Origin of the sequence: Streptomyces sp. NPDC018000 (assembly GCF_044328025.1) — a bacterium.
Taxonomy (GTDB): domain Bacteria; phylum Actinomycetota; class Actinomycetes; order Streptomycetales; family Streptomycetaceae; genus Streptomyces.
Genome location: NZ_JBIRGM010000001.1, coordinates 343,563 through 363,774, shown reverse-complemented (window position 1 = coordinate 363,774; position 20,212 = coordinate 343,563). Strand labels below are relative to the sequence as shown.

The following is a 20,212-nucleotide window of genomic DNA, read 5'->3' as shown; positions in this document are numbered from 1 at the left end:
GCTCCCGCCTAGCGTGAGACGGGTGGTTAAGCTCTCGGTCATCGTGCCGTTCTACAACGTGCAGACATACGCCCCCGACACCTTGAGAAGCCTGCGGGCCAACGCCCGCGAGGACTTCGAATTCATCCTCGTCGACGACTGTTCGACCGACGGGACCGCGGACATACTGCGCCGCGCCGAGGACGAGATTCCGGGGGTGGTCGTACGCAGACGCAAGCAGAACGGCGGACTGGCCACCGCCCGTAACACCGGCCTGGAGGCGGCGCGCGGCGAATACCTCGCCTTCCTGGACGGCGACGACTGGCTCTCGCCCGGGTACTTCGCCGACATCCTGGCCCGGACGCAGGCGCTGGGCTGCGACTTCGTCCGTACCGACCATGTCCAGGTCGAGGGCAGGAACCGTACGGTGCACCGCGTCCCGCACGGCAGGCGTGGCGAGGTGCTGGATCCGCGGGACGCGATACTGCCCGCCGAGCGGTCGACCTCGGTCGACTATCCGTACGCCTGGGCCGGGCTGTACCACCGGCGTCTCCTGGACCGCGGACTGCTGCATTTCACGGACGGTCTGCGCACCGCGGAGGACCGTCCGTGGATCTGGCGGCTGCACCGCGAGGCCGATTCTTTTGCGGTGCTGGGGCTTCTCGGAATCTTTTACCGGCGCGGGGTCACCACTTCGCTCACGCAGATCGGTGACGTACGCCAGCTCGATTTCATTCGCTCGTTCGACCAGGTCATCCGGGAAACAGCGAAGGATCGCGACGCACAGGCACTGCTGCCGAAAGCGGTCCGTACCTATTGCGCGATCATTTCCCACCATATGAGCTCGATCGAAAGGTTCGAACCCGCGGTGGCCCGCACACTGAAGTCGATGAGTGGAGCCGCGCTCGGGCGAATGCCGCAGCAGGTGCTCGACGACGCCCTGGACTCGATGGACGTACAGCGCGCCACACTGCTGCGCCGGCTGCGGCGCCGCCCGGCCGCCGCGGGTGCCAGGGAGGTGGCGGCCGCGTGAACGGCGCCCGGTCCCGCACCACGCAGATCTTCTTCGCCTCCACCCTCTACGGCACCGCCACGCTCGCCGCCGCGCTCGACGCGGGCTGCTTCCCGGACGCGGACCGCCGCATCCTGCTCGTCTCGAACAATGCGGCCGTCCCGGAGACGACGCCCGCCGTCGACGCGATGCCGGGGTTCGACGCGCTGCGCGGCCGTTTCGACGACGTGGTGTCGTGGAACGCGACGATCGCACCCTTCCATCCCAGCGGCTGGGCGCCTCGCCCGGACGACGTGCCGCTGTGGGAGCGGTATCTGCGCCTGGCCTGGCGGCTCGGGGACGACGACATCGAGCTCGCGGTCGAGTCGATCCAGGTCAACCCCGCGATGGCCATCGCCCAGATCTTCACCGGCGCACCGGTCGATGTGTACGCGGACGGGTTGATGAGCTACGGCCCCACTCGCAACAAGATCGATCCGCTGGTCGGTACGCGGGTGCGCCGGCTGCTCCATCTCGATCTGGTGCCGGGGCTGAAGCCGCTGCTGCTGACAGAGTTCCGGGTGGCGCCGCAGATCGTGCCGACCGAGGCGTTCCTCAAGGTGCTCGGTGAGCTGGGGGACGCGCCCGAGGTCCAGGGCGGCGTGCCGTCCGTGGAAGCGCCCGCCCTGCTGCTCGGCCAGTACCTCTCCGCGCTCGGCCTGATCAGCGCGGCCGAGGAGGAGAACCTGCATCTGCGGATGATGCGCGGCGCGGTCGCCCTCGGTCACACCCGCATCGTCTTCAAACCGCACCCCACGGCCCCGGCGCAGTGGTCGCGGGCGATGGGTACGGAGGCCGAGAAGCTCGGCGCCGAACTGACGGTGCTGGACGCGGGCGTGCTCACCGCCCCGGTCCTCGCCGAGGTGCTCTACCAGCGGATGCGGCCCGCGCTGGTCGTCGGCTGCTTCTCGACGGCGCTGCTCACCGCGTCGGCGTTCTACGGGCTGCCGGTGGCCCGGGTCGGTACGGAGACGCTGCTGGATCGGCTCACCCCGTACGAGAACAGCAACCGCGTCCCGGTCACGCTCGTCGACGCGCTGGTGCCGGAGGTGACGGACCGGGCGGCCGTCGAGAGAGCGGGAGCGGCGGATCCGGCGGACGTGGCGGATCTGACCGGCCTGGTCACGGCGGTCGGGTTCGCGATGCAGCCGAGGATCCTCCCCGGGCTGAGACCGGCCGCCGAGCAGTATCTCTCCGCGCACCTGGACGCCGGAACGTGGCGGTACTTCAAGCGCAAGCGGCTCACATCGCTGGCGCTGCCGGGGGCGGTCCCGGCACAGCTCGCGTTCCTGCCGCGCAACGCGGTGGTGCGAAGGGTGGCACGGTCGGTGCGGCGCCGCGTGGCGCGGCAGTAGTGCCGTGACCGGCGGCCGGACGGGCTTGAACTCAGGCCCGTCCGGCTGTCGAGGGCTGCTCCGTGCCCGGCGCTCTCAGATGCGCCCGGCGCTCTCAGATGCGCACGCCGCCCTGGATCACTCGCAGGTCCGCCGCGTTGGCCTCGGTGACCTTCCACAGTTCCTGCTGCCGGCCGTGCACATCGGCGACCGCCGCCGCGTGGTCGTCCAGCAGTCCGGCCGCCCGCTCGGCGAGCCGGGCGCCGAGGTGGCGGTCGTGGACCGAGATGCCCCACTCCGGACGGTCGATGTCGGCGAGGAAGTAGGCCATCTTCGGGTGCGAGATCAGGCTGATGACCGGCGTACCGCAGCCGAACGGGATCATGCCCGCGTGCCCGCGCATCCCGATGACCAGCTTCGTACGGGCATATGTGTCGCGGATCTCGTCGTTGCCGAAGTCGTACATCGGGATCACCGGCAGCGCGATCCCGTGCTCGCGCCGCAGGTCGAACGCGATCCGCTCGTCGTCCAGCGAGTGGGCGACGCAACTCACCTCGGCCCGCTTGCCGAGCTCCCGCACCGCGGTGGCCATCTCGCCCAGGAAGTGCCCGTAGTCATGGCCGAATCGGAGCCCGGCCCGGTCGTACGCGGCATTGATCAGCACGGTGTTCTCGCGCTGCGCCGGGTCCGTCCAGCCGTCCACCAGCTGCCTGGTCACCGTCGTCGGGCAGGGCTGGAAGCGCACCTTGCCGTGGAGCGAGGCGGGCAGCAGCTCACGGACCTTCTCGATGGAACCGTGGTTGCGCAGCCCGAAGAACGAGGCCCGCTCCACGAGTTTGCGCAGGCTGGAGAGGAACCGCTGCCGCCCGTGCCCGTAGGCCTGGCCGTCGAAGGCGTTGAAGCCGACCGCGTACACCATGACGGGTACGTCGATCCGGTCGAGGAGTTCGTCCGGGACATTCCACTGCCAGCCGCTGTTGCCGTTGGGTGCGGTGTCCGGGATGAAGAGGCCGCCGCCGCCGATGACCAGTCCGCGGCGCTCGTTCACCCGTTCCAGCGCGGCCTCGTCGAAGAGCCGGTGGGCGTGGATCGAGTGCCAGCGCCGGGGGCCGGTGTCCTGGCCGAAGGCCAGCCGTACGCTCTCGGGCAGCAGCTTGTCCCCGGCGTTGCCCTGCCGCTCCATGTAGAAGGCCACATGGGCGAGTTGGCCGGATGCCGGGCCCTCCACGGGTGCGGGCACGTCCGTGGTGCGCTTGTACATCAGCCGGTTCGCGCGGTGGGTGGGGTCGACTCCGAGGCCCTTGAGGGCGTACTGGGCCGCCGCGTCGTCGTCGCCATGGATCCAGGCGATCTGGGCGAGGCGCCCGAAGGCGGTCGCGGCCCTGTTGGGCGCCGCGGTGGCGAGCAGGAGCCGGGCGCGGGCCTCCTCGTAGCGGGAGACGCTCATCAGGGCGTGGCCGAACACCTCGTGCGGCCAGGCCGCGTCGACGGGTATCCGCACCCGGCCCAGCAGATCGGCCGCCTCCTGGTACTCGCCCGCCGCGATGTGGGCGGCGGCGACCTTGCGGGCAGCCTCCGGGGAGCCGGTGCGCAGCACGTGCCCGGTGCCGTAGTGGACCAGCAGGTCGTGGTGCTTGGCCCCGGGCAGCGCCAGGTACGCGGAGTGGAACTCGGCGTCGGACAGCTCGAATTCGCGCCAGCGGTCCTCGGCCTGGCCGTAGCCCGACTCGCCGCCCTGCCAGGGCTTGTGCCGCCCGGTGAAGTGCAGGATCGCGGTGGAGTCGGGGACCGGGAGGTCGCCGGAGAGCCGCCGCTTGACGAAGTTGTAGCGGGAGTCGAGCTGCACGAAGTCACCGTCGAGCACGGCGTTGAGGATGCCCTGGTCGTGCTTGTCGAGCTCGTACGTACCGGCCCGCCCGACCTCGTCGAGCTTCGCGCAGAACGCGTCGCTCAGATACTCGCGCTGGATCACCAGCAGCCCGCTGTTGAGCTTGTGCTGCCCGTAGAAGAACTGCGGTACGGCGGCCAGTCCGTCGCGCAGCTTCAGCAGTTCACCGAGATCGCCGAGGACCACCATGTCGGTGTCCAGAGTGATCACGGTGTCGTAGTCGCGCACCCGGAACACGTCGAGGATGAAGTAGGCCTTGCGCACCAGGTAGTTGTCCTGGTCGCCCTTGGCATACGAGTCGTAGTGCCCGGCGTCGACGCGGCGGAAGTCGATGCGCGGGTGCAGCGCCCGGATCTGCGCGACGGAGGCGGGGCGCAGTCCGTCGTGCAGGACGAGGAAGTCCTCGCAGACGTTCGGGTTGGAGAGGGCGAGGCTGCGCAGCAGGGCGAGGAAGCCGGGCAGGTAGTTCTCGTCGACGAAGCTCGCGAAGGCGACCCGGCGCTTGCCGGTGAGGGCGTTCGCGGGGGCGGGCGACACGGGCGGAGCCGTAGCGGCAGCGGGTATGACAGTCGTCGTCATCGCAGTCGTCGTCATCGCAGTCGGATCCTCATGTCGGTGACGCTCTGGGCGCGTTCCATGACCCACGCCTTTTCGCTGGTGTACTCGTGCACGGAGGTGATGGGCATCCGCATCGCGTCGGGCAGGCGGTAGGCGCCGCTCTCGTAGAAGTCGAAGCCGATCAGGTCGAGCCGGCTGCTGACGTCCAGGTGGTCGAGGAGCCACAGCATGTTGAACCCGGTGGTGGGGATGGCCGGCCAGACGTCGGCGCCGACGCGCCCGATGTCCCGCAGCGGCCAGCGCAGCGACTCGTCGCCCAGGTACTGCTGGGCGCCCGGGACGAGGCGGTTGCGCAGGGAGTACTTCCAGTCGCCCGAGATCCCGCCGAAGACCAGCCGGGTGTGCACCTTCTGGTCCCAGTTGAAGCCGTGCTTGTGGATGGTGGCGTGGATGTCGGTGCGCCGTCCGGTCGCCGCCGGGTCGATCCGGTACGAGTTGAAGCGGACGACCAGGTCGTAGCCGTCGATCTCGGCTCCCATCGAACTTTCCCCGACGCGCCGGGAGTTGGCGATGAGGCAGATCGACTTGCCGGCTATCCGGTTGCGGAACTCGCCGACCGTGGTCCACTCGACGCCGCCGAAGGTGGGGTCCTCGACCGGGCCCCGCATGCGGCTTCTGCGCTGCTCGGCGTAGAGCTCGATGAGTCCGGCGAGTCCGGCCATGGCGCCCGGTTCCGCTCCGGCCGTCTCCATGGCCAGGTCGAGGTACTGGGAGGTGGCGTCCTGGAGTTCCGTCACCGGGGCGCCGCCGCGCTCCTGCGCGAGCAGGGCGCCGGCCAGCCGGGGCCTCGCCCGGTCCCAGTCGCCGCGCGCCTGGAGCGCCAGGCCCTCGGCCCAGGACTCGGTGACGGGCCGGGCGGCGAACTCCGCGGCGGCCGGGCAGTCGCGCTCCAGCCTCCGCAGCAGCTCGTCCTGCCGGTCCCCGCCCAGCCGCAGGCCGACGACCTTGGCCGCGACACCGAAGCCGTCGTCGTCGGTGAACTCCAGATAGCGCTCGTAGGCCTGGATGGCGGCGTCCTCCGCGCCCATCGCCTCCAACGTCCTGGCCCGCAGCCGCCAGCCGGCCCGCGAACGTCTGCGCTGGGTCAGCACGGTGTCCCCGATGAGGACCGCGAGCTTCAGCTCGTCCTCGTAACCGCAGTCCAGCGCCTTGTTGCCGACCGCGAGCAGCGGGTCGAGCAGCTCGCCGGCAAGGGCACTCGCGGTGCCCGCCTGGGCCTTGCCGGGGCGCCGGATCAGCGCGATCGGGGACGCGGCGGGTGCGGGCTGCGCGGACTGTGCCGCGGCGTGCACGGCCAGCAGGTGCCGCAGCGCCTCCGCGAGTGCCGTACGACGCCGGTCGAGCCCTGCCACCAGCTTGGCGCTGTGCGCGGCGCAGGCGCGCAGGCACACGTCCAGGTCGGTCGGAGTGACGTCGGCGAGCTGCGTCGTGACACCCTCGGGCGGGGCCGTGTCACGCTGCCGTGGCCAACGGGTGCGGGCTTCTCTCATGGCGCTCCAAGCGTCTGGTGCCCGTGGGGGGAGGGGGCGTATCCGGGTGTGCGGTACCGGAGCACGCCGGAGGAAGTGCCCCGCCCCTCGGGGGGTGCGGATGCACGGCGCGCGCGCTCGGTTTCACGGCACGCTAAGAAACCTGTACGGCCGCCGGGTGAACTCGCCCTTTCGGAACGGGAAATTGCGCACTGCCCCCGCTGGACGTCGCCGCGGTCACACGCTGCTGAGCGAGAGCTTCGCCGCGAATCCCAGGAACAGCAGACCGGCCGCCGAAGTGGCCCCCGCCGACAGCCGGATTCTGGGGAAGCCGGGGATTGCTATTAGGCGTAGGTCCTCATGCGTAGGCCCTTACCAGGAGGGTTCCTGTGCCCTTTCCTTCTGGGGGAGAGACGATCTCGGCTTTGATGTCGGAGAATCCGGCAGAGGTTAGAGAGGTCGACCACTCCTCTGGGGTGTAGTCCCACCTGATTACCGCCTTGGCCTCCCTGAGAGTGCCTACCGGCTCCATGCCTTCGGCCGGGGGCTTGTGAGAGAAGGCCAGTACGCCACCAGGGGAAAGCCTCTTACGGATCAGGGGGAGAAGCTGTTCAGGGTCCGTGAACCAGACGGGGCCGAAGATGGACAGGGCCACGTCGAAAGGCCCGGCCATGCCGGCCAGGTAGTCGGTCACCTCTGCCGTGTGGAAGGTGACTCCGGGAAGGTGGCCCCATCGGGCTACGGCCTTCTCGTGCTGGCTGGGTGCGATATCCACGCCGGTACAGGTCGCCCCGAGAGTGGACAGGTGGGCCAGGTTGCAGCCTGTACCGCAGCCCAGTTCCAGGACGGTACGGCCCTGGAGGTCTCCGAGGATCGATTCATCAGGGCCGTGGTCGGGGTACTGAGTCCAGTTCAGCCACGTGCGAGCACCGGAAGCGTTGGTCTCTCTCCGTGGCGTCCGTCCCTGGGCGTATCGCTCCCAGGCATCAACGACCTCCATGTAGAACCTCTTCTCATGGGGACAACTCCCCTCGTTCCCGAGGGGAGTTGTCGCTGTCAGCGCTGTGCTACTTCTTCCCGCCATTGGGGCTGTCGGTGCACCCGGCGTGGCACTGGGAGCACTCGGCCGCGCCCTTCATAGTCCACAGCTCCGGGTCAATCTCGAATCCGGACGCCTGGATGGTCTTGACCGTGTCCCGCAGGGCGGGGGGCTCCTCGGCTCCCTCTCCGGGCAGGTGTGGAACGTGATGGATGTAGCGTCCCGCGTGCTCGTCGCAGAACGCCATGTAGTTGATCGAGTCGAGCACGAACGAGTGAACACCCAGGTCCACGGCCTGAGAGGGCCCCATGCGGACCTCGGAGTACTCGGCGGAGGTCACCAGGTAGGCGACGGCCTGACCGAAGATGCGCTCTGCCAGGTCACGCCCCATGGCGTGGTCCCGCATGATGAGTCGGACTTCTCGGTCCCACACCTGGGGAGAGACGCAGGCTCGGGGGTCTCGGACCTGTACCGCTGTTGCCATCAGTGGCTCCCTTCGCGTTGTCGTGCTCGGGTGATGGAACCCCGCCCCGGCCACTCGAATGTGCCTGGGTGATCAGGGCGGGGGTCTCAGTGGGTCACGCGCCGTCTCAGCTTCGCCAACGTCCGTGCCTGCTGGTGGTGACGAGCTAAGGCAGCAAGCTGGATCAGATCCCTGTCGTTGGCGTTGCGTACGGACACGGCGCGCGTCTGCCAGCGGAGACCGGAGGGGCGAATAAGGATCAGCATGGGGCCCCGGCGTGCCTGAACGACGCCGACCAACTGACTGGCGTTGTCGAACACGGCCGTACCGGGCTCGCACACGGTTCCCTGCCTCATACCTCCGCCTTTCGCTGGTGACTGCATCTAGTCAACGGCGATAGTGAGTGGGGAACTTGCACACAAGTTGCACAGGGCTCTGCACACTCCCAGTGGTGAGGAGTGAAGGAACCTGCTGCGGTTACTGATAAGGCTTGCGACGATGGCTCTAGCGACCGTCTTCCTGAGTAGGACTGAACACATGGGCAAGACCACGGAACTGGCACCGGGCGCGAACCTTGCTGCGCTGCGGAAGGAACGTGGGCTCACTCAGGGCCAGCTAGCGAGGCTGGCCAACATCAGCGTTTCCCTGCTGTCCAAGATCGAAGTGGGGGACCGAACCTTGACCCCGGCCGTTGCTGCCGACCTGGGTAAGCCCATGGGGTTGAGCATGGCTGAGGTGCTGGGCAAAGCCTCTGTTGCCAGGAACAACGAAGAGCGCTTGTCGGCTCTCCGCTCGGCCGTCCGGGACTACGACCTACCGGGACGCCAAGAGGTCCAGGAAGACGCTCTCAGGGCCTCTGTGAAGGCCGCTGGACAGCACAGGGACAAGGCGGAAGTAGACCGGCTCCTAGCGGTGCTCCCTGGTCTTCTGAGAGACGCCACGACGTATGCCCAAGCCGCCAACACGCTGGATAGTTGGATGGCCCTGTCTGAGGTCTACAGCAGCGTCTATTGGCTTGCCGCCCGGCACAGGTGGATGGACATGGCGGAACTCGCCGTGACTCGCCAGAGGTGGGCCGTCGAGCAGAAGACCAACCCCCTGGGCATGGCCATTGCTGCCAGGGACAGGGCAGGGACCTACCTGAATGGTGGGGACTTCGAAGGCGGCCTCATGGTGGTGGACCGAGCCATCAGCCAGGCACAGGCCAGCCTGTCAGGTCAGGAAAGAGCCTTTGCGGTCGGACTCCTGAACCTGCGGGGGATGACCTTGGCCGGACGCTTCAAGGACAAGAAGGAAGGTAAGAAGGAGGCGGAACGGCACATCAAATCGGCCTGGGAAGCCTCCGAGTGGTTCCAGAGGGATTGGAACCGTCACAGCATGATCTTTGGGCCCCAGAACACGACCACACACGTTCTGGCTACTCGGCTGGACCTGGGACGGCCCCGTGAGGCTCTGAGGGTGGCAGAAGACCTTGACGCGGCCCTGGAGGGCTTGCCTGCTACTCGCGTGGCTCCGTCCCGTATGAACCTGGCCAGGGCCCGGCTGGATGTGGGAGACCGTGATGGGGCCCTGGAGTCCCTGTCGGATGCGTGGGAGGCCGCCCCCCAGATGGCACGGATTCACCCCATGGCGCGGGAGGTGTTCCGGGTCCTGTCGTCTCTGCACCGCCGCAGCAACCCGGAGTTGCTACGACTGTCCAAGCTGTCTGGTATCCCCGTGTGAAGAAACCGAACTTACTGAACTAACCAGCGCTGTTGGAGCTGGTGTCTACCTTGATGGTGATGGGCCGACGCTTACGCCTGCTGGGAGTGCCGACCAGGGAAGAGAACGGGGTCACCTTGGCGGGCCCCGGGAGGCTCTCCTGGGGCCTCTCAGGCAGGCCCCAGGGCTCCTAACGCCTGTCGCTGCTCCTGCGGGCTCATGCGGGCGAACAGAGCCACTGCCTGGTGGAGGTCAGACACGGCAACCCCCTACGCGCTTGCCAGGGACAGCTTCACCGCGAACCCGAGGAACAACGCCCCGGCTACAGAGGTGGCACCAGCACTGAGCGTCTTGCGGCGACGGAAGGCCGCCGCGAGGCGGGACCCCGTGAAGATCAGCAAGCTCAGGTAGAGGAAGCTGGCGATCTGGAGCAAGGTGCCCAGCACTAGGAAGCCCAGCGCCGGGTTGGATTCCGACACGAACTGCACGAAGAACGAGATCAGGAACAGGATCGCCTTGGGGTTGAAGAGGCTGACCACCAGCGCCCGCCGGTACGGCCGCTCCATCGCCCCGGCGGCCTCGGGTCCGGCGGTCTCCTCGGTCAGCTCCGCCACCCGCCGGTGCCGCTCGCGCCACATGGCCACCGCGGCCCGCAGCATGCCGATCGCCAGCCAGGTCAGATAGCCCGCACCGGCGAACTTGACGACGGCGAACAGCACCGGCGTCGTCCGCAGCAGCGACGAGGCCCCCAGCGCGGACAACGTCATCAGCACGGTGTCCCCGGTCCACACCCCGGCCGCCGCCACATAACCGGCCCGCACACCGCGCCGGGCGGCGACGGACAGCACGTACAACGAATTCGGCCCCGGCAGAAGGACGATCAGCACCAGGCCGGCGAGATAGGTCGGAAGGTCGGTGACACCCAGCATGAAACGGAGTGTCGCACGCGGGTACGACACTCCGTTCGGGGGGTTCGGGAAAGTCCGGTCAGTCCTCGTCGCCGTCGAGGAGGCGGTCCACGGAGAGCTTCATCTCCATACCGACCACGTCCGGCACGGTGAACGACGCCCCACGCTTGTGGGGCACCTTGTTCTTGTACTCGCCGCCCCGCGGGTCACTGCAGAGCAGCACCTGGTCATGCTTGCGATCGGCCACGATGTAAACCGGAATGCCCGCCTGGGCGTAGTCCTCGACCTTGGGGCCGAGGTCGTCGGCCCAGTTGGTCGACGTCACCTCCACCACCATGCGGAAGGCGTGGGCGGCGTAGCAGTTCTTCATGACGTGGGCGTCCTTGATAGCGGCCTCGACGACCGACAGATCGGGAATCGCGTAGTCCTCCGGCCCGGAAGGCAACCACAACCCGACCCCCTGGACGAGTCTGAGCCCCACCGTGCGCGCCTGGGCGCCGAATTCCTCGCTGAGCCAGGACAGCGCCAGCGCATGCGTTCCGTCCGCCGGTGGTGTCGCAGTGAGCCTCCCCTGGAGAATCTCCACGCGATACCCAGTCAGCGAGCGTGCGAGCTGCTCGGCTGCCTCGCCGAGCGTCAACTCGGGCCGTTCCTGCTCCCGCACCTGCTCCTCGTGCTGTATTGCAGCCACGGCATCCTCCTTTCGGGGACCACTGTTCACGAGCTCATCCGTGGCCGCGGACATTCGGCGAGACATCACCCTCACGGTTAAGCGGTCGCCTCAGAACGCGTCCGAGGGCACATGAGTCCCCCACACCTCCCGCAGCGCATCGCACACCTCGCCCACCGTCGCCCGGGCCTTGAGTGCGTCCTTCATCGGGTACAGGACGTTGTCCGTGCCCTCGGCCGCCTTCCGTAGCTGTGCCAGTGCCGCGTCCACCGCGCCCTGGTCGCGCTCGGCCCGCAGTTTCGCCAGCCGGGCCGCCTGTTGGGCCTCGATCGCGGGGTCGACACGCAGGGGCTCGTACGGCTCCTCCTCGTCGAGCTGGAAGCGGTTGACGCCGACCACGACACGCTCGGCGCTGTCGGTCTCCAGGGCGATGCGGTAGGCGCTGCGCTCGATCTCGTTCTTCTGGAAGCCGCGCTCGATCGCGTTGACCGCCCCGCCCATGTCCTCGACCTTGAGCATCAGCTCCAGGGCAGCGGCTTCCACATCGTCGGTCATCTTCTCGACGACATACGAACCCGCGAACGGGTCCACGGTCGCGGTGACGTCCGTCTCGTACGCCAGGACCTGCTGGGTACGGAGGGCGAGGCGGGCGGACTTGTCGGTCGGGAGGGCGATCGCCTCGTCGAAGGAGTTGGTGTGCAGCGACTGCGTGCCGCCGAGGACCGCGGCCAGGCCCTGGACGGCGACGCGTACCAGGTTGACCTCGGGCTGCTGGGCGGTGAGCTGGACGCCCGCGGTCTGGGTGTGGAAGCGCAGCATCAGCGACTTGGGGTCCTTCGCGCCGAACTCCTCCTTCATCACCCTCGCCCAGATCCGGCGTGCGGCGCGGAACTTGGCGACCTCTTCGAGGATCGTGGTGCGGGCGACGAAGAAGAAGGAGAGGCGGGGGGCGAAGTCGTCGACGTCCATGCCGCCCGCGACTGCGGTACGGACGTACTCGATGCCGTCCGCGAGGGTGAACGCGATCTCCTGCGCGGGCGAGGCCCCGGCCTCCGCCATGTGGTAGCCGGAGATCGAGATGGTGTTCCACTTCGGGATCTCGGCCCGGCAGTACTTGAAGATGTCGGCGATCAGACGGAGCGAGGGCCCCGGCGGGAAGATGTACGTGCCGCGGGCGATGTACTCCTTGAGGACATCGTTCTGGATGGTGCCGGTGAGCTTGTCCGCCGTGACGCCCTGTTCCTCTCCGACCAGCTGGTACAGCAGGAGGAGCAGCGCGGCCGGGGCGTTGATCGTCATGGACGTGGAGACCTTGTCCAGCGGAATCCCGCCGAACAGGACCCGCATGTCGTCGATCGAGTCGATCGCCACCCCGACCTTGCCGACCTCGCCGGACGCGATCGCCGCGTCGGAGTCGTAGCCCATCTGGGTGGGCAGGTCGAAGGCGACGGAGAGGCCCATCGTGCCGTTGGCGATCAGCTGCTTGTAGCGGGCGTTGGACTCCGTGGCCGTACCGAAACCCGCGTACTGGCGCATCGTCCACGGCCGGCCGGTGTACATCGTCGGGTAGACACCGCGCGTGAAGGGGTAGGCGCCCGGCTCTCCCAGCTTGTCGTCGGGGTCCCACCCGTCGAGCGCGTCCGGCCCGTACACCGGCTCGATGGGCAGTCCCGACTCCGACTCGCGCGTCATCTGCTGTGCCTCCCGCTGAAGCTGTCCAGTAAAGCTACTCGCCGGTAACCACGGATTCCCGCGACGGACTGTAGCGGCGGGCGCGAGACCGGTGGAGGTGCACGGGCTGGGACCTTGCTCACAGCCCTTCCCCACGGCCCTCGCCGCCGCTCTCCCCATCATGCGCGGGCTTTGGCAACCGGGCAGAGCGGGAATCCGTCCCATGGGACACCGGAGAAACCTGAAGAATCAGGGGGACGAGATGATCCGCAGCATCACCGGAAGCACGTCACGACACTGGGGACGGGGCTGGGCGGGGACCACGACCACCGCGGCACTCGCCGTTCTCGCCATGACCGCCGCGACCGCAGGCTGCAAGGCGCAGCCCGCCGACAGCGCGTCCGCGGCGCAGTCGTCGCCACCCCGGGCCACGACGGCCGACGACGCCAAGCCCGCAGAGTCGCAGTCGGCATCGCCGGACACATCGCCATCCTCCCCGACGCCCACCGCGTCACCGTCCCCGAAGACCACCGCGACACCCGCGCCGAAGCCGGACCCGCAGGGCACAACGCTGATGGCGAGCGGTTCCGAGGGCAGGCAGGTACGGGAACTGCAGGCCCGGCTGCGGCAGATCGGCCACTTCGACCGCTCCCCCACCGGCTACTACGGCGCCGTCACGGTCGCCGCCGTCCAGTCCTTCCAGGGCAAGCGTGGCCTCTCCCGTACTGGCAGGACGGACACCGTCACCTGGCAGAAGCTGCTGGGCATGACGCACGAGCCGACGGCCGCCGAGCTGAATCCGCCGACCACCCTGCCCGTCACCAAGCCGGACAAGCGCTGCATGACGGGCCGGGTGCTCTGCATCAGCAAGAACAGCCGGACGCTGTCATGGATGATCGACGGCCGCGTCGTCTCGTCGATGGACGTCCGCTTCGGCTCCCAGTACACGCCGACCCGCGAAGGCGTCTTCTCCGTCTACTGGAAGTCGCGGCACCATGTGTCGACGATCTACCACTCGGCCATGCCGTACGCGATGTTCTTCAGCGGCGGCCAAGCGGTGCACTACTCGGCGGACTTCGCGGCCCGTGGTTACAACGGCGCCTCGCACGGCTGCGTCAATGTCCGCGACGAGGGAAAGATCGCCTCGCTCTTCGCCCAGGTGAGAACGGGCGACAAGGTCGTCGTCTACGGGTAGGCCTTAGGCCTGTCCGGCCGGAAGAAAAGGGGCGCGGACGGGACCGGGGGAACGTGTCCCGCCCGCGCCAGTGCGCTGAGCCGTAGGTACGGGGGGAACCCCGGCTCTGTGCGCTGCCGATGACCAGTCGGCTCACCCTGTACTGCGCCGTGGTCTCGAAAAATGTCACACCTCATGGTGAGCGGCTTGAAAAAGACTGGCGCGCACGGCTCAGCGGGCTGATCCGACCGCGCCGACGGACGCCCGGTCCGCCCCCGGCGAGAAGAGCGTGGCCAAGGGCGGGGCGGTGAGCCGGATCGCCGGGAGCGCGTGGGAGCCGCCTCTGTCCCCGTTCGAATCGCCGTCGTCGTCCTGCTCGCCGTCGCTGCCATTGCCGTGGCCCGGGCTGTTCTGACCGTTGTCGCCCTTGTCGATCAGGTGGTCGCAGAACCGGTCCAGATTGCGGGCGCCCTTCGCCAGCGCTTCGAGATACCGTCTGGTGTCCTCGTCCAGCCTGCCGTTGCGGTAGTCCTGACAGGCCTTGAGCGTCTTGGCGTACCAGCCGCCGGAGGTGCCGTTCCCGGAGCCGTCGGGCCGCTTGCCGTTCTCGGCGCCCTTGGAGGATCCGCTCGCGGTGCCGTCGGGCTTCCGGTCGCCGTCGCCCTTGCTGTCGCCCTTGTCGTCGCCCTTGTTGTTGCCCTTGCCGTCGCCCTTGTCATCGCCCTTGCCGGTTCTGTCGCTGTCCCGGTCACCGGTGGGTGCGGAGGGATCCGCCGGAGACGTGGAGCGCTCCGTCCGCGGGGATGCGGACCGCTGTGCGGACGGACTCTCGCCGGTGACCTCCCCCGAGCCGAGTTCCTCGGGCGTCGCCGCGGCCGAGACGGAGCTCGCCGGCACGGGGGTGCGCTCGCCGAACGGTCCGGGGAGCATCCCGGTGCTCGCGGCGACGGCCACCCCGCCGAGCGCGCAACCCGCGAAGGAGGCGACCAGGCCGAAGCGAATGGGCCGGCTCCAGCCCAGGGAACGGGTACGGGTACGGGTACGGCCGGAGGCCGCGGAGGAAGCGGAGCCGTCCGGGGCGAAGCCGCCGGAGGCGGGCCGCATGCGCACCGGTCCGAGTACGTCGTCCGATGCCGGTTCGCCCGTCTCGGCGTACCCCTTCTCCTGCGGGTTCGCCGCCCGCGTCCTTGCGCCCGCGGAGTGCGCGGCCGAGCGGAAGGCGGCCAGCGCCGCGGCCTCGCCCGGCAGTTCGCCGGTGGCCGGACGGACGGCCCGTGCGGCGGCGTCCAGTGCTGCCGCGAGCCTCTCCGCTTCCGTACACGAGTGGCCGGCGACGGGATCGACCGGTTCGCCGCGGAGCAATTTCTCCGCCGCGTCCTCGTCAAGCCATTCGTAGTGCTCGTCGGCCATCACATGTCCTTCTGCGTCCACAGATGCGAATGCGTCACACCGGCCGGCGCCGCCCTACCGCTTCGGGAGGGGCGCTGGGAGGGCACGGCGCCGAGTTCCGCCGTCCGGTCTGCCGCGCCTCCGTGAGGGGCCGCCAGATCCGCCGGATCGCCCGCGCGAACACGGTCCGCGGCGATGCCCGCGCCGCCTTCGACACGGCCGTCGCCACTCTTGCCGTCCCCGCCCTTGCCGTCCCCGCCCCCGGGCCGGCCGCCGGAATTGTCCCCACCGTCCGTACGCAGCAATTCGGCCAGCCGCTTCAGTCCCCGGTGCGCCGCGGTACGTACCGCCCCCGGCCGCTTGCCCAGCGTCTGGGCCGCGCTCTTCGCGTCCAGGCCGACGACCACCCGCAGCACCACGGCCTCGGCCTGGTCCTGCGGCAGCTGGGCGATGAGCGACATCGTGCGGCCGGTGGCCACGGCCTCCATCGCCTCGTCGGCGGTGTCGGACTCGGCCGCCCTCTCCGACAGCTCCGACTCGTCGCCGCCGACCGCGGGGCGCCTGCCACGCATCCGCAGATGATCCAAGGCACGGTTACGGGCTATCCGCGCCGCCCAGCCACGGAAGCGGTCGGCGTCGCCGCTGAACCGGTCGAGGTCTCGCGCTATCTGCAGCCACGACTCGGACGCCACGTCCTCGGCGTCCGGATCACCCACCAATGTCCTTATGTAGCTCAGCAGTCGCGGCTGTACAGCGCGGTACACAGTACGGAAGGCGTCTTCGTCCCCGTCCTGTGCCGCGAGCACCGCGGCAGTGAGCTCCGCGTCGTCCCCCAGCACTCCCTCAACCTGTCCTGCTGTCCCGAATCGCAGCTGGTCATCGCTGCCACGCCCCCTGCGCGACTTCGCACGCTACGTCCTTCGCGGGGGCCGCGTCCACGACTTGTACAAGCTGCAACATCCTTCGGGTACGGGGCGGTGTGACAGAAAACGCTGTGACGGCGCTGAGAAGAGTACGGGGTCGTCCTACGGCCCCGTGGAAGACGACCGGGGCCTCTCCTGTGGGGGGTGGCGGCCCCGGTCGTCCTCGTATTCCCCCGCTCCGGCCGGAGCAATACCCAGGGCGCGGAGCCCCTGCATGACCAACCCGCGACCAACGCATCCGGGCGTTCACCCGATCCTCCCCAGACCGATACGCTGCGCCGTTCCCGAGGCCGGCTTCCAGGCCCCCGCCACTCGGCGCTTACAGTATCGGGAGCTGATCGGCGCCCTGGCGTACGAGGTCGACGACCAGGTGGTCCGGGAGTACCGGCAGCTCCTCCAGGCCCGCCGTCAGCCCGTCTGAAGTTCCTTCACCACTCGCTCCGCCGTCTCCCAGGCGGCCCCCAGCCGGGGGTCGTCCGGGTCGGCGTAGGGCCCGAGGATCTTCGCGGCGACGAACAGCGTCATCAGCTTGCCGTCCCGGGTATCCAGATCGTCACGCCGCTCGCTGCGGACACGGTCGGCCAGAGCCGGGACGGCGAGAGAGGCGCCCCATAGATTCGCCGCGTCCAGGCCGCACGAGGCCATGCCCCAGTCCTCCCAGTCGAACACGCAGAACACCGGCGCCGTCATATTCGCCCAGTTGAAGTCCGCATGAGCCGAACGCCATTCGACCACGGCCGTATCGACGCCGGGGAAGACGCTGTGGATCGTTCCCGTGACGAGTTCCTGCGTGAGGGTCTCGGTATCCGGTGTCGCGATCCGGTTGGTGTTCTGCGCGGCGAGGGCATCCAGAGAGGCGTTCAGCACGGCCCACCACTCCTCGGACAGCCGCGGATCCTCCGCCACCACTGCGCTGCCCACCGGCGCCCCCGGCAGCAGCTCCGTGCCATCCCCACCCTGGACCCCGATCCGGTCGAGTCCTCGCCTCTCGATACGTACCCACGTATCACGGTCCGTCCGCGTGCCAATCGAGCGGCGCTTGCGTACTACGGTGTCCCGATTCAGGCGTGTCTGAAGCGATCGCTCCACACGATCGAGAACCTCATCAACCGGTTCAACCCGCAAATCGACGGCACGAGTTGGATAAGCCGAGAGCGTCATAGGCGTGACCGTAGCAGCGTGCCAGTCCGTAGAGGCTCATCTTGCGTCACAGCGGCGAGACTTCCCGCAGAGCTCCAGCCCGGCGGCTGATGCTGACGCTGAGTCCCAGCGTTGGGCTCGCCCTCAAGAGTCAGCTCGACCATGTAGCCGCCCAGGTCGCGGACCGCGTCGGCGTCCCACTTGGCGCGGTCCAGCAGGTGCTGCATGCCGTCCGGGGTGGCGTCCCCGGCCCATTCGGCGATGGTCCAGCAGTTCTTGCGTGGCAGGTCCGAGAGCAGTCCGAGCACCAACCGCCGTATCCGGCGACGGGGTGCGACCCGGGCGAACCGGCCTGCGATCCGGCCCATCAGGACCTCGAATACCTCCTGCCAACGGGCAGGGTCCACGCTGTGACTTGCGGCCACTGCGTGATCGTTTGTCTTCACACGTCGGTGATCAACAGTGGCCGCACCCATGTCCGCACCGGCCCCCGCCGGCGAGATCACGATCTGCCGCTGGGGTGGGCGTGCATGCCGTTGAGGTAGTGGAGCAGGTGCTCGTAGTTCAGGATACTTGGTCCTTCTTCACGATCGTGTCGCAGTTAGAGCACCTCAACTGGTTGGTGGTGTACGGCTGAAGCGTATTCTTTTCACAGTTCGGACACTTGTGACCCTTCGCCACAGTATTTCCTTTCGCTGGGTGCGCTCGCCCCAGAAGCGAGCAGCCGGCGCCTCAGGGTGGTCGAATCTTTTGATTGCGTCAATACGGTGGCTCTGACCTGCAATTTCAGACCTAATGACTGGACGGGGCGGAATCAGAGGGCCCGCCATCGACCGCCGCCGTGAGGGACGGGCCGTCCTCGGGCATGAGTTCGCCGCGCTGGCCGGGCTGCTGGCCTGCAAGGTGATCCCGCCCCCGCGACCCGGAGGCCAAGGGCCTGGTCGAGCGGGCCAACGGCTACCTGGAAACGTACGGCCTGGTCCAATACCGGCTGCCGTCGGCCACTCCCTACGCGCCCGGTTCGAAGACCGGCCGCTCTTGGAGTCAGCTGCTGTAGAGGGTGTGCAGATCGACCAGGAGAAGGTCGTCACGACGGGTGGCCAGGTCGACCAGGTCGGGGTAGAAGCCGTGCAGAGAGTACAGGGCCAGAGTGGTGGCAGTGGTGTCGTACCCCTGATCTGCGAGCAGGGCACGGATACGTTCCAGGCGCTCCAGGTCACCGGTCCCGCCGCGGGCGGCGGTCGCCTTGGCCTCGCCCAGCAGCGCGATCCTCGCGCGGGGAGCCTGCGGGCGCTCGCCGGCAGCCAGGGCGATGACATCGACCTCGTGCTTCGTCCGGGCGGCCTGGTCGGCGACCTCGGTGGTACCGACCGGGCCGGGCAGCCCACCGGGCAACAGGGTGTAGGCGTAACGACGGGTGAAGTCGCGGGCCAAGTCCTCGAAGTGAGGCCCGAGGATCTTGGAGTTGAAAGTCGGAGCGGCCTGCTGCCACACCTGCTCGGCGAAGCCCTGCTCCACGGCGGCGGCCTGCGGAAGGGTGATGAGCTGGTTGAAGCGGATAACGGGGTCGGCGAGCGTGATGACGGGATGCCTGGAGCGGAGGATGTCCTGTTCCCGCCGAATGTAGCCGGTGGATTCCAGCACTCCGAGCGGGTGAGCGACAGCGTTGCGCGGGCGCTCCAGGGCGGCACCGATCTTGCTGGGAGTGGTGGCGCCTTGCGCGATCGCGGTGAGGATGTCGTAGTACAGCGTGTGCTGCGTAATCCTCGGGTCCTCGCGAAGCAGGTACTCGGTCTCGGTACGTGAGTACACCGCCCGCCCCGGGTCGAGCAGTGTCCGGGTGAGCCAAGTGTCGAAGCCGTCGTCCGGATGCGGCCGGGCAGCCACCGGCCGGTAGCCCGGGGCCCCGCCCATGACCGCGTGCACCTTCAGCGCGGTCAGCGGGTCGGCGATCTGCCAAAAGGCCCGGCTGTCACGGTAGTCGAAGGCACCCAGCCGCAGATCGACCACGGCACGTCCCCGCAGCGGCTTGGTCCCCGACAGCAGTTCGTGCATGACGCTCATCGCGGAGCCGCACAGGATCAGCCGCGGACCCGGCCCGGCGTCGGCGCGGGCGCCCCGCTGGCGCTCGTCGTAGAGCTGTTGCAGCAGCCCCGGGATTTCAGGCGAATGTTGGAGCAGATATGGCAACTCGTCGATCACCAGGAGCGGGTGCGACGAACGGGCGGTCACATCAAGGGCACTGGACAGGACGTCACGCCAGTCGGTCAGACGCAGACTCCCTGGCCGCAGGCCGGCGTGGGCAGCGACCGCGTCACTGAACCGCTGGATCGCGGGCAGCCGCCCCTCCTCCCGGACCGCTGTGACGTACAGGCCGCCGACCTGCTCGGACAGGGCCCGCAGAAGGTACGACTTCCCATGCCGCCACCGCCCCGACACGATGCCGAGCCGCATCGCCGGATCCGGGTCGGTGAGGAACTCCGCGAGCAGATCCCACTCTCGCTCCCGATCCACCACGTCGTCCGGCTTGGCCAGCGGGCTCTTCTTCACTCGCCCTCCTACACATCGACTGCGCGGAATGCGTCTAAGTGTACTTCGACAGAATACGTCGCACTGGAATTGACCGCCGAGTCCCGACGGGCAAGCTCAGGGGCGGCTCCTCACCGGAGCGACACCGCAGAGGGCGCCAATCCGCCCGCTCCTCATGCCGTGGAGGCGGACGCCCCGCCCATCGCGGCCACGGCTGCGAAGCGTTCTCGCCACGGGAGGGGGCCGGGCTGGGCCGCGACCTCATC

Annotated in this window: 16 protein-coding genes and 1 pseudogene; 5 read left to right on the top strand and 12 right to left on the bottom strand. The window is 68.7% G+C overall.

The window, feature by feature from the left end; translation table 11 throughout:
* Positions 1–22: 22 nt before the first annotated feature.
* Together ACH4EW_RS01820 and ACH4EW_RS01815 are read left to right on the top strand one after the other, a co-directional pair.
* Entirely contained in the window at positions 23–1,012 is a 990-nt protein-coding gene (locus ACH4EW_RS01820) for a glycosyltransferase family 2 protein (RefSeq protein ID WP_398250053.1), read from the top strand.
* Positions 1,009–2,385, top strand: a complete 1,377-nt coding sequence (locus tag ACH4EW_RS01815; protein ID WP_398250051.1) for a polysialyltransferase family glycosyltransferase — start codon at positions 1,009–1,011, stop codon at positions 2,383–2,385. Before ACH4EW_RS01820 ends, ACH4EW_RS01815 begins: the two co-directional genes overlap by 4 nt.
* A gap of 94 nt (positions 2,386–2,479) precedes the next feature.
* Here ACH4EW_RS01815 and ACH4EW_RS01810 read toward each other — a convergent pair whose 3' ends face one another.
* The 4 genes from ACH4EW_RS01810 to ACH4EW_RS01795 all read right to left on the bottom strand — a co-directional run bounded on the left by ACH4EW_RS01810 (position 2,480) and on the right by ACH4EW_RS01795 (position 7,784).
* The gene (locus ACH4EW_RS01810) at positions 2,480–4,846 is read right to left on the bottom strand and encodes a glycosyltransferase (protein WP_398250049.1); all 2,367 of its coding nucleotides are present in this window, start codon (positions 4,844–4,846) and stop codon (positions 2,480–2,482) included.
* Positions 4,843–6,360, bottom strand: a complete 1,518-nt coding sequence (locus ACH4EW_RS01805; protein WP_398250047.1) for a hypothetical protein — start codon at positions 6,358–6,360, stop codon at positions 4,843–4,845. The genes ACH4EW_RS01810 and ACH4EW_RS01805 overlap by 4 nt, the downstream gene beginning before the upstream one ends.
* Before the next feature lie 337 nt (positions 6,361–6,697).
* Complete coding sequence (locus tag ACH4EW_RS01800) at positions 6,698–7,339, bottom strand: class I SAM-dependent methyltransferase (RefSeq protein WP_398250045.1); 642 nt, start codon at positions 7,337–7,339, stop codon at positions 6,698–6,700.
* Positions 7,340–7,406: 67 nt separating this feature from the next.
* Positions 7,407–7,784 carry a glycine-rich domain-containing protein gene (locus ACH4EW_RS01795; RefSeq protein ID WP_398250043.1) on the bottom strand — a complete coding sequence of 126 codons (378 nt, stop codon included), beginning with the start codon at positions 7,782–7,784 and terminating at the stop codon, positions 7,407–7,409.
* A 594-nt stretch (positions 7,785–8,378) separates the two neighbouring features.
* Between ACH4EW_RS01795 and ACH4EW_RS01790 the strand changes: the two genes are divergently transcribed.
* Entirely contained in the window at positions 8,379–9,563 is a 1,185-nt protein-coding gene (locus tag ACH4EW_RS01790) for a helix-turn-helix domain-containing protein (RefSeq protein ID WP_398250041.1), read from the top strand.
* Positions 9,564–9,811: 248 nt separating this feature from the next.
* On the opposite strand, the gene leuE is transcribed toward ACH4EW_RS01790, so the two are convergent.
* The 3 genes from leuE to ACH4EW_RS01775 form a co-directional block, all read right to left on the bottom strand.
* Entirely contained in the window at positions 9,812–10,471 is a 660-nt protein-coding gene (gene leuE / locus ACH4EW_RS01785; RefSeq protein WP_398250039.1) for a leucine efflux protein LeuE, read from the bottom strand.
* A 58-nt stretch (positions 10,472–10,529) separates the two neighbouring features.
* Entirely contained in the window at positions 10,530–11,141 is a 612-nt protein-coding gene (locus tag ACH4EW_RS01780; RefSeq protein WP_398250037.1) for a Uma2 family endonuclease, read from the bottom strand.
* Positions 11,142–11,231: 90 nt separating this feature from the next.
* Positions 11,232–12,812 carry a methylmalonyl-CoA mutase gene (locus tag ACH4EW_RS01775; RefSeq protein ID WP_398250036.1) on the bottom strand — a complete coding sequence of 527 codons (1,581 nt, stop codon included), beginning with the start codon at positions 12,810–12,812 and terminating at the stop codon, positions 11,232–11,234.
* A gap of 241 nt (positions 12,813–13,053) precedes the next feature.
* On the opposite strand from ACH4EW_RS01775, the gene ACH4EW_RS01770 reads away from it, so the two are divergent.
* Positions 13,054–13,986 (top strand): L,D-transpeptidase family protein, encoded by a 933-nt coding sequence (locus ACH4EW_RS01770; protein ID WP_398250034.1) that lies wholly within the window; start codon positions 13,054–13,056, stop codon positions 13,984–13,986.
* 210 nt (positions 13,987–14,196) lie between these two features.
* Here ACH4EW_RS01770 and ACH4EW_RS01765 read toward each other — a convergent pair whose 3' ends face one another.
* Positions 14,197–15,375 (bottom strand): hypothetical protein, encoded by a 1,179-nt coding sequence (locus tag ACH4EW_RS01765; protein WP_398250032.1) that lies wholly within the window; start codon positions 15,373–15,375, stop codon positions 14,197–14,199.
* Entirely contained in the window at positions 15,375–16,193 is an 819-nt protein-coding gene (locus tag ACH4EW_RS01760; protein ID WP_398250030.1) for an RNA polymerase sigma factor, read from the bottom strand. Before ACH4EW_RS01760 ends, ACH4EW_RS01765 begins: the two co-directional genes overlap by 1 nt.
* Positions 16,194–16,491: 298 nt before the next feature.
* Between ACH4EW_RS01760 and ACH4EW_RS01755 the strand changes: the two genes are divergently transcribed.
* Positions 16,492–16,698, top strand: coding sequence for a hypothetical protein (locus tag ACH4EW_RS01755; protein ID WP_398250028.1), 207 nt, complete (start codon positions 16,492–16,494; stop codon positions 16,696–16,698).
* Here ACH4EW_RS01755 and ACH4EW_RS01750 read toward each other — a convergent pair.
* The 3 genes and pseudogenes from ACH4EW_RS01750 to ACH4EW_RS01740 all read right to left on the bottom strand — a co-directional run bounded on the left by ACH4EW_RS01750 (position 16,686) and on the right by ACH4EW_RS01740 (position 19,967).
* Positions 16,686–17,438, bottom strand: a complete 753-nt coding sequence (locus tag ACH4EW_RS01750; RefSeq protein ID WP_398250026.1) for a hypothetical protein — start codon at positions 17,436–17,438, stop codon at positions 16,686–16,688. The genes ACH4EW_RS01755 and ACH4EW_RS01750 overlap by 13 nt on opposite strands.
* 134 nt (positions 17,439–17,572) lie before the next feature.
* A pseudogene (locus ACH4EW_RS01745) lies at positions 17,573–17,785 on the bottom strand (transposase); the annotation flags it as partial.
* 676 nt (positions 17,786–18,461) lie between these two features.
* Positions 18,462–19,967: an ATP-binding protein gene (locus ACH4EW_RS01740; protein ID WP_398250024.1), complete on the bottom strand. Its 1,506-nt coding sequence runs from the start codon at positions 19,965–19,967 to the stop codon at positions 18,462–18,464.
* Positions 19,968–20,212 lie beyond the last annotated feature (245 nt).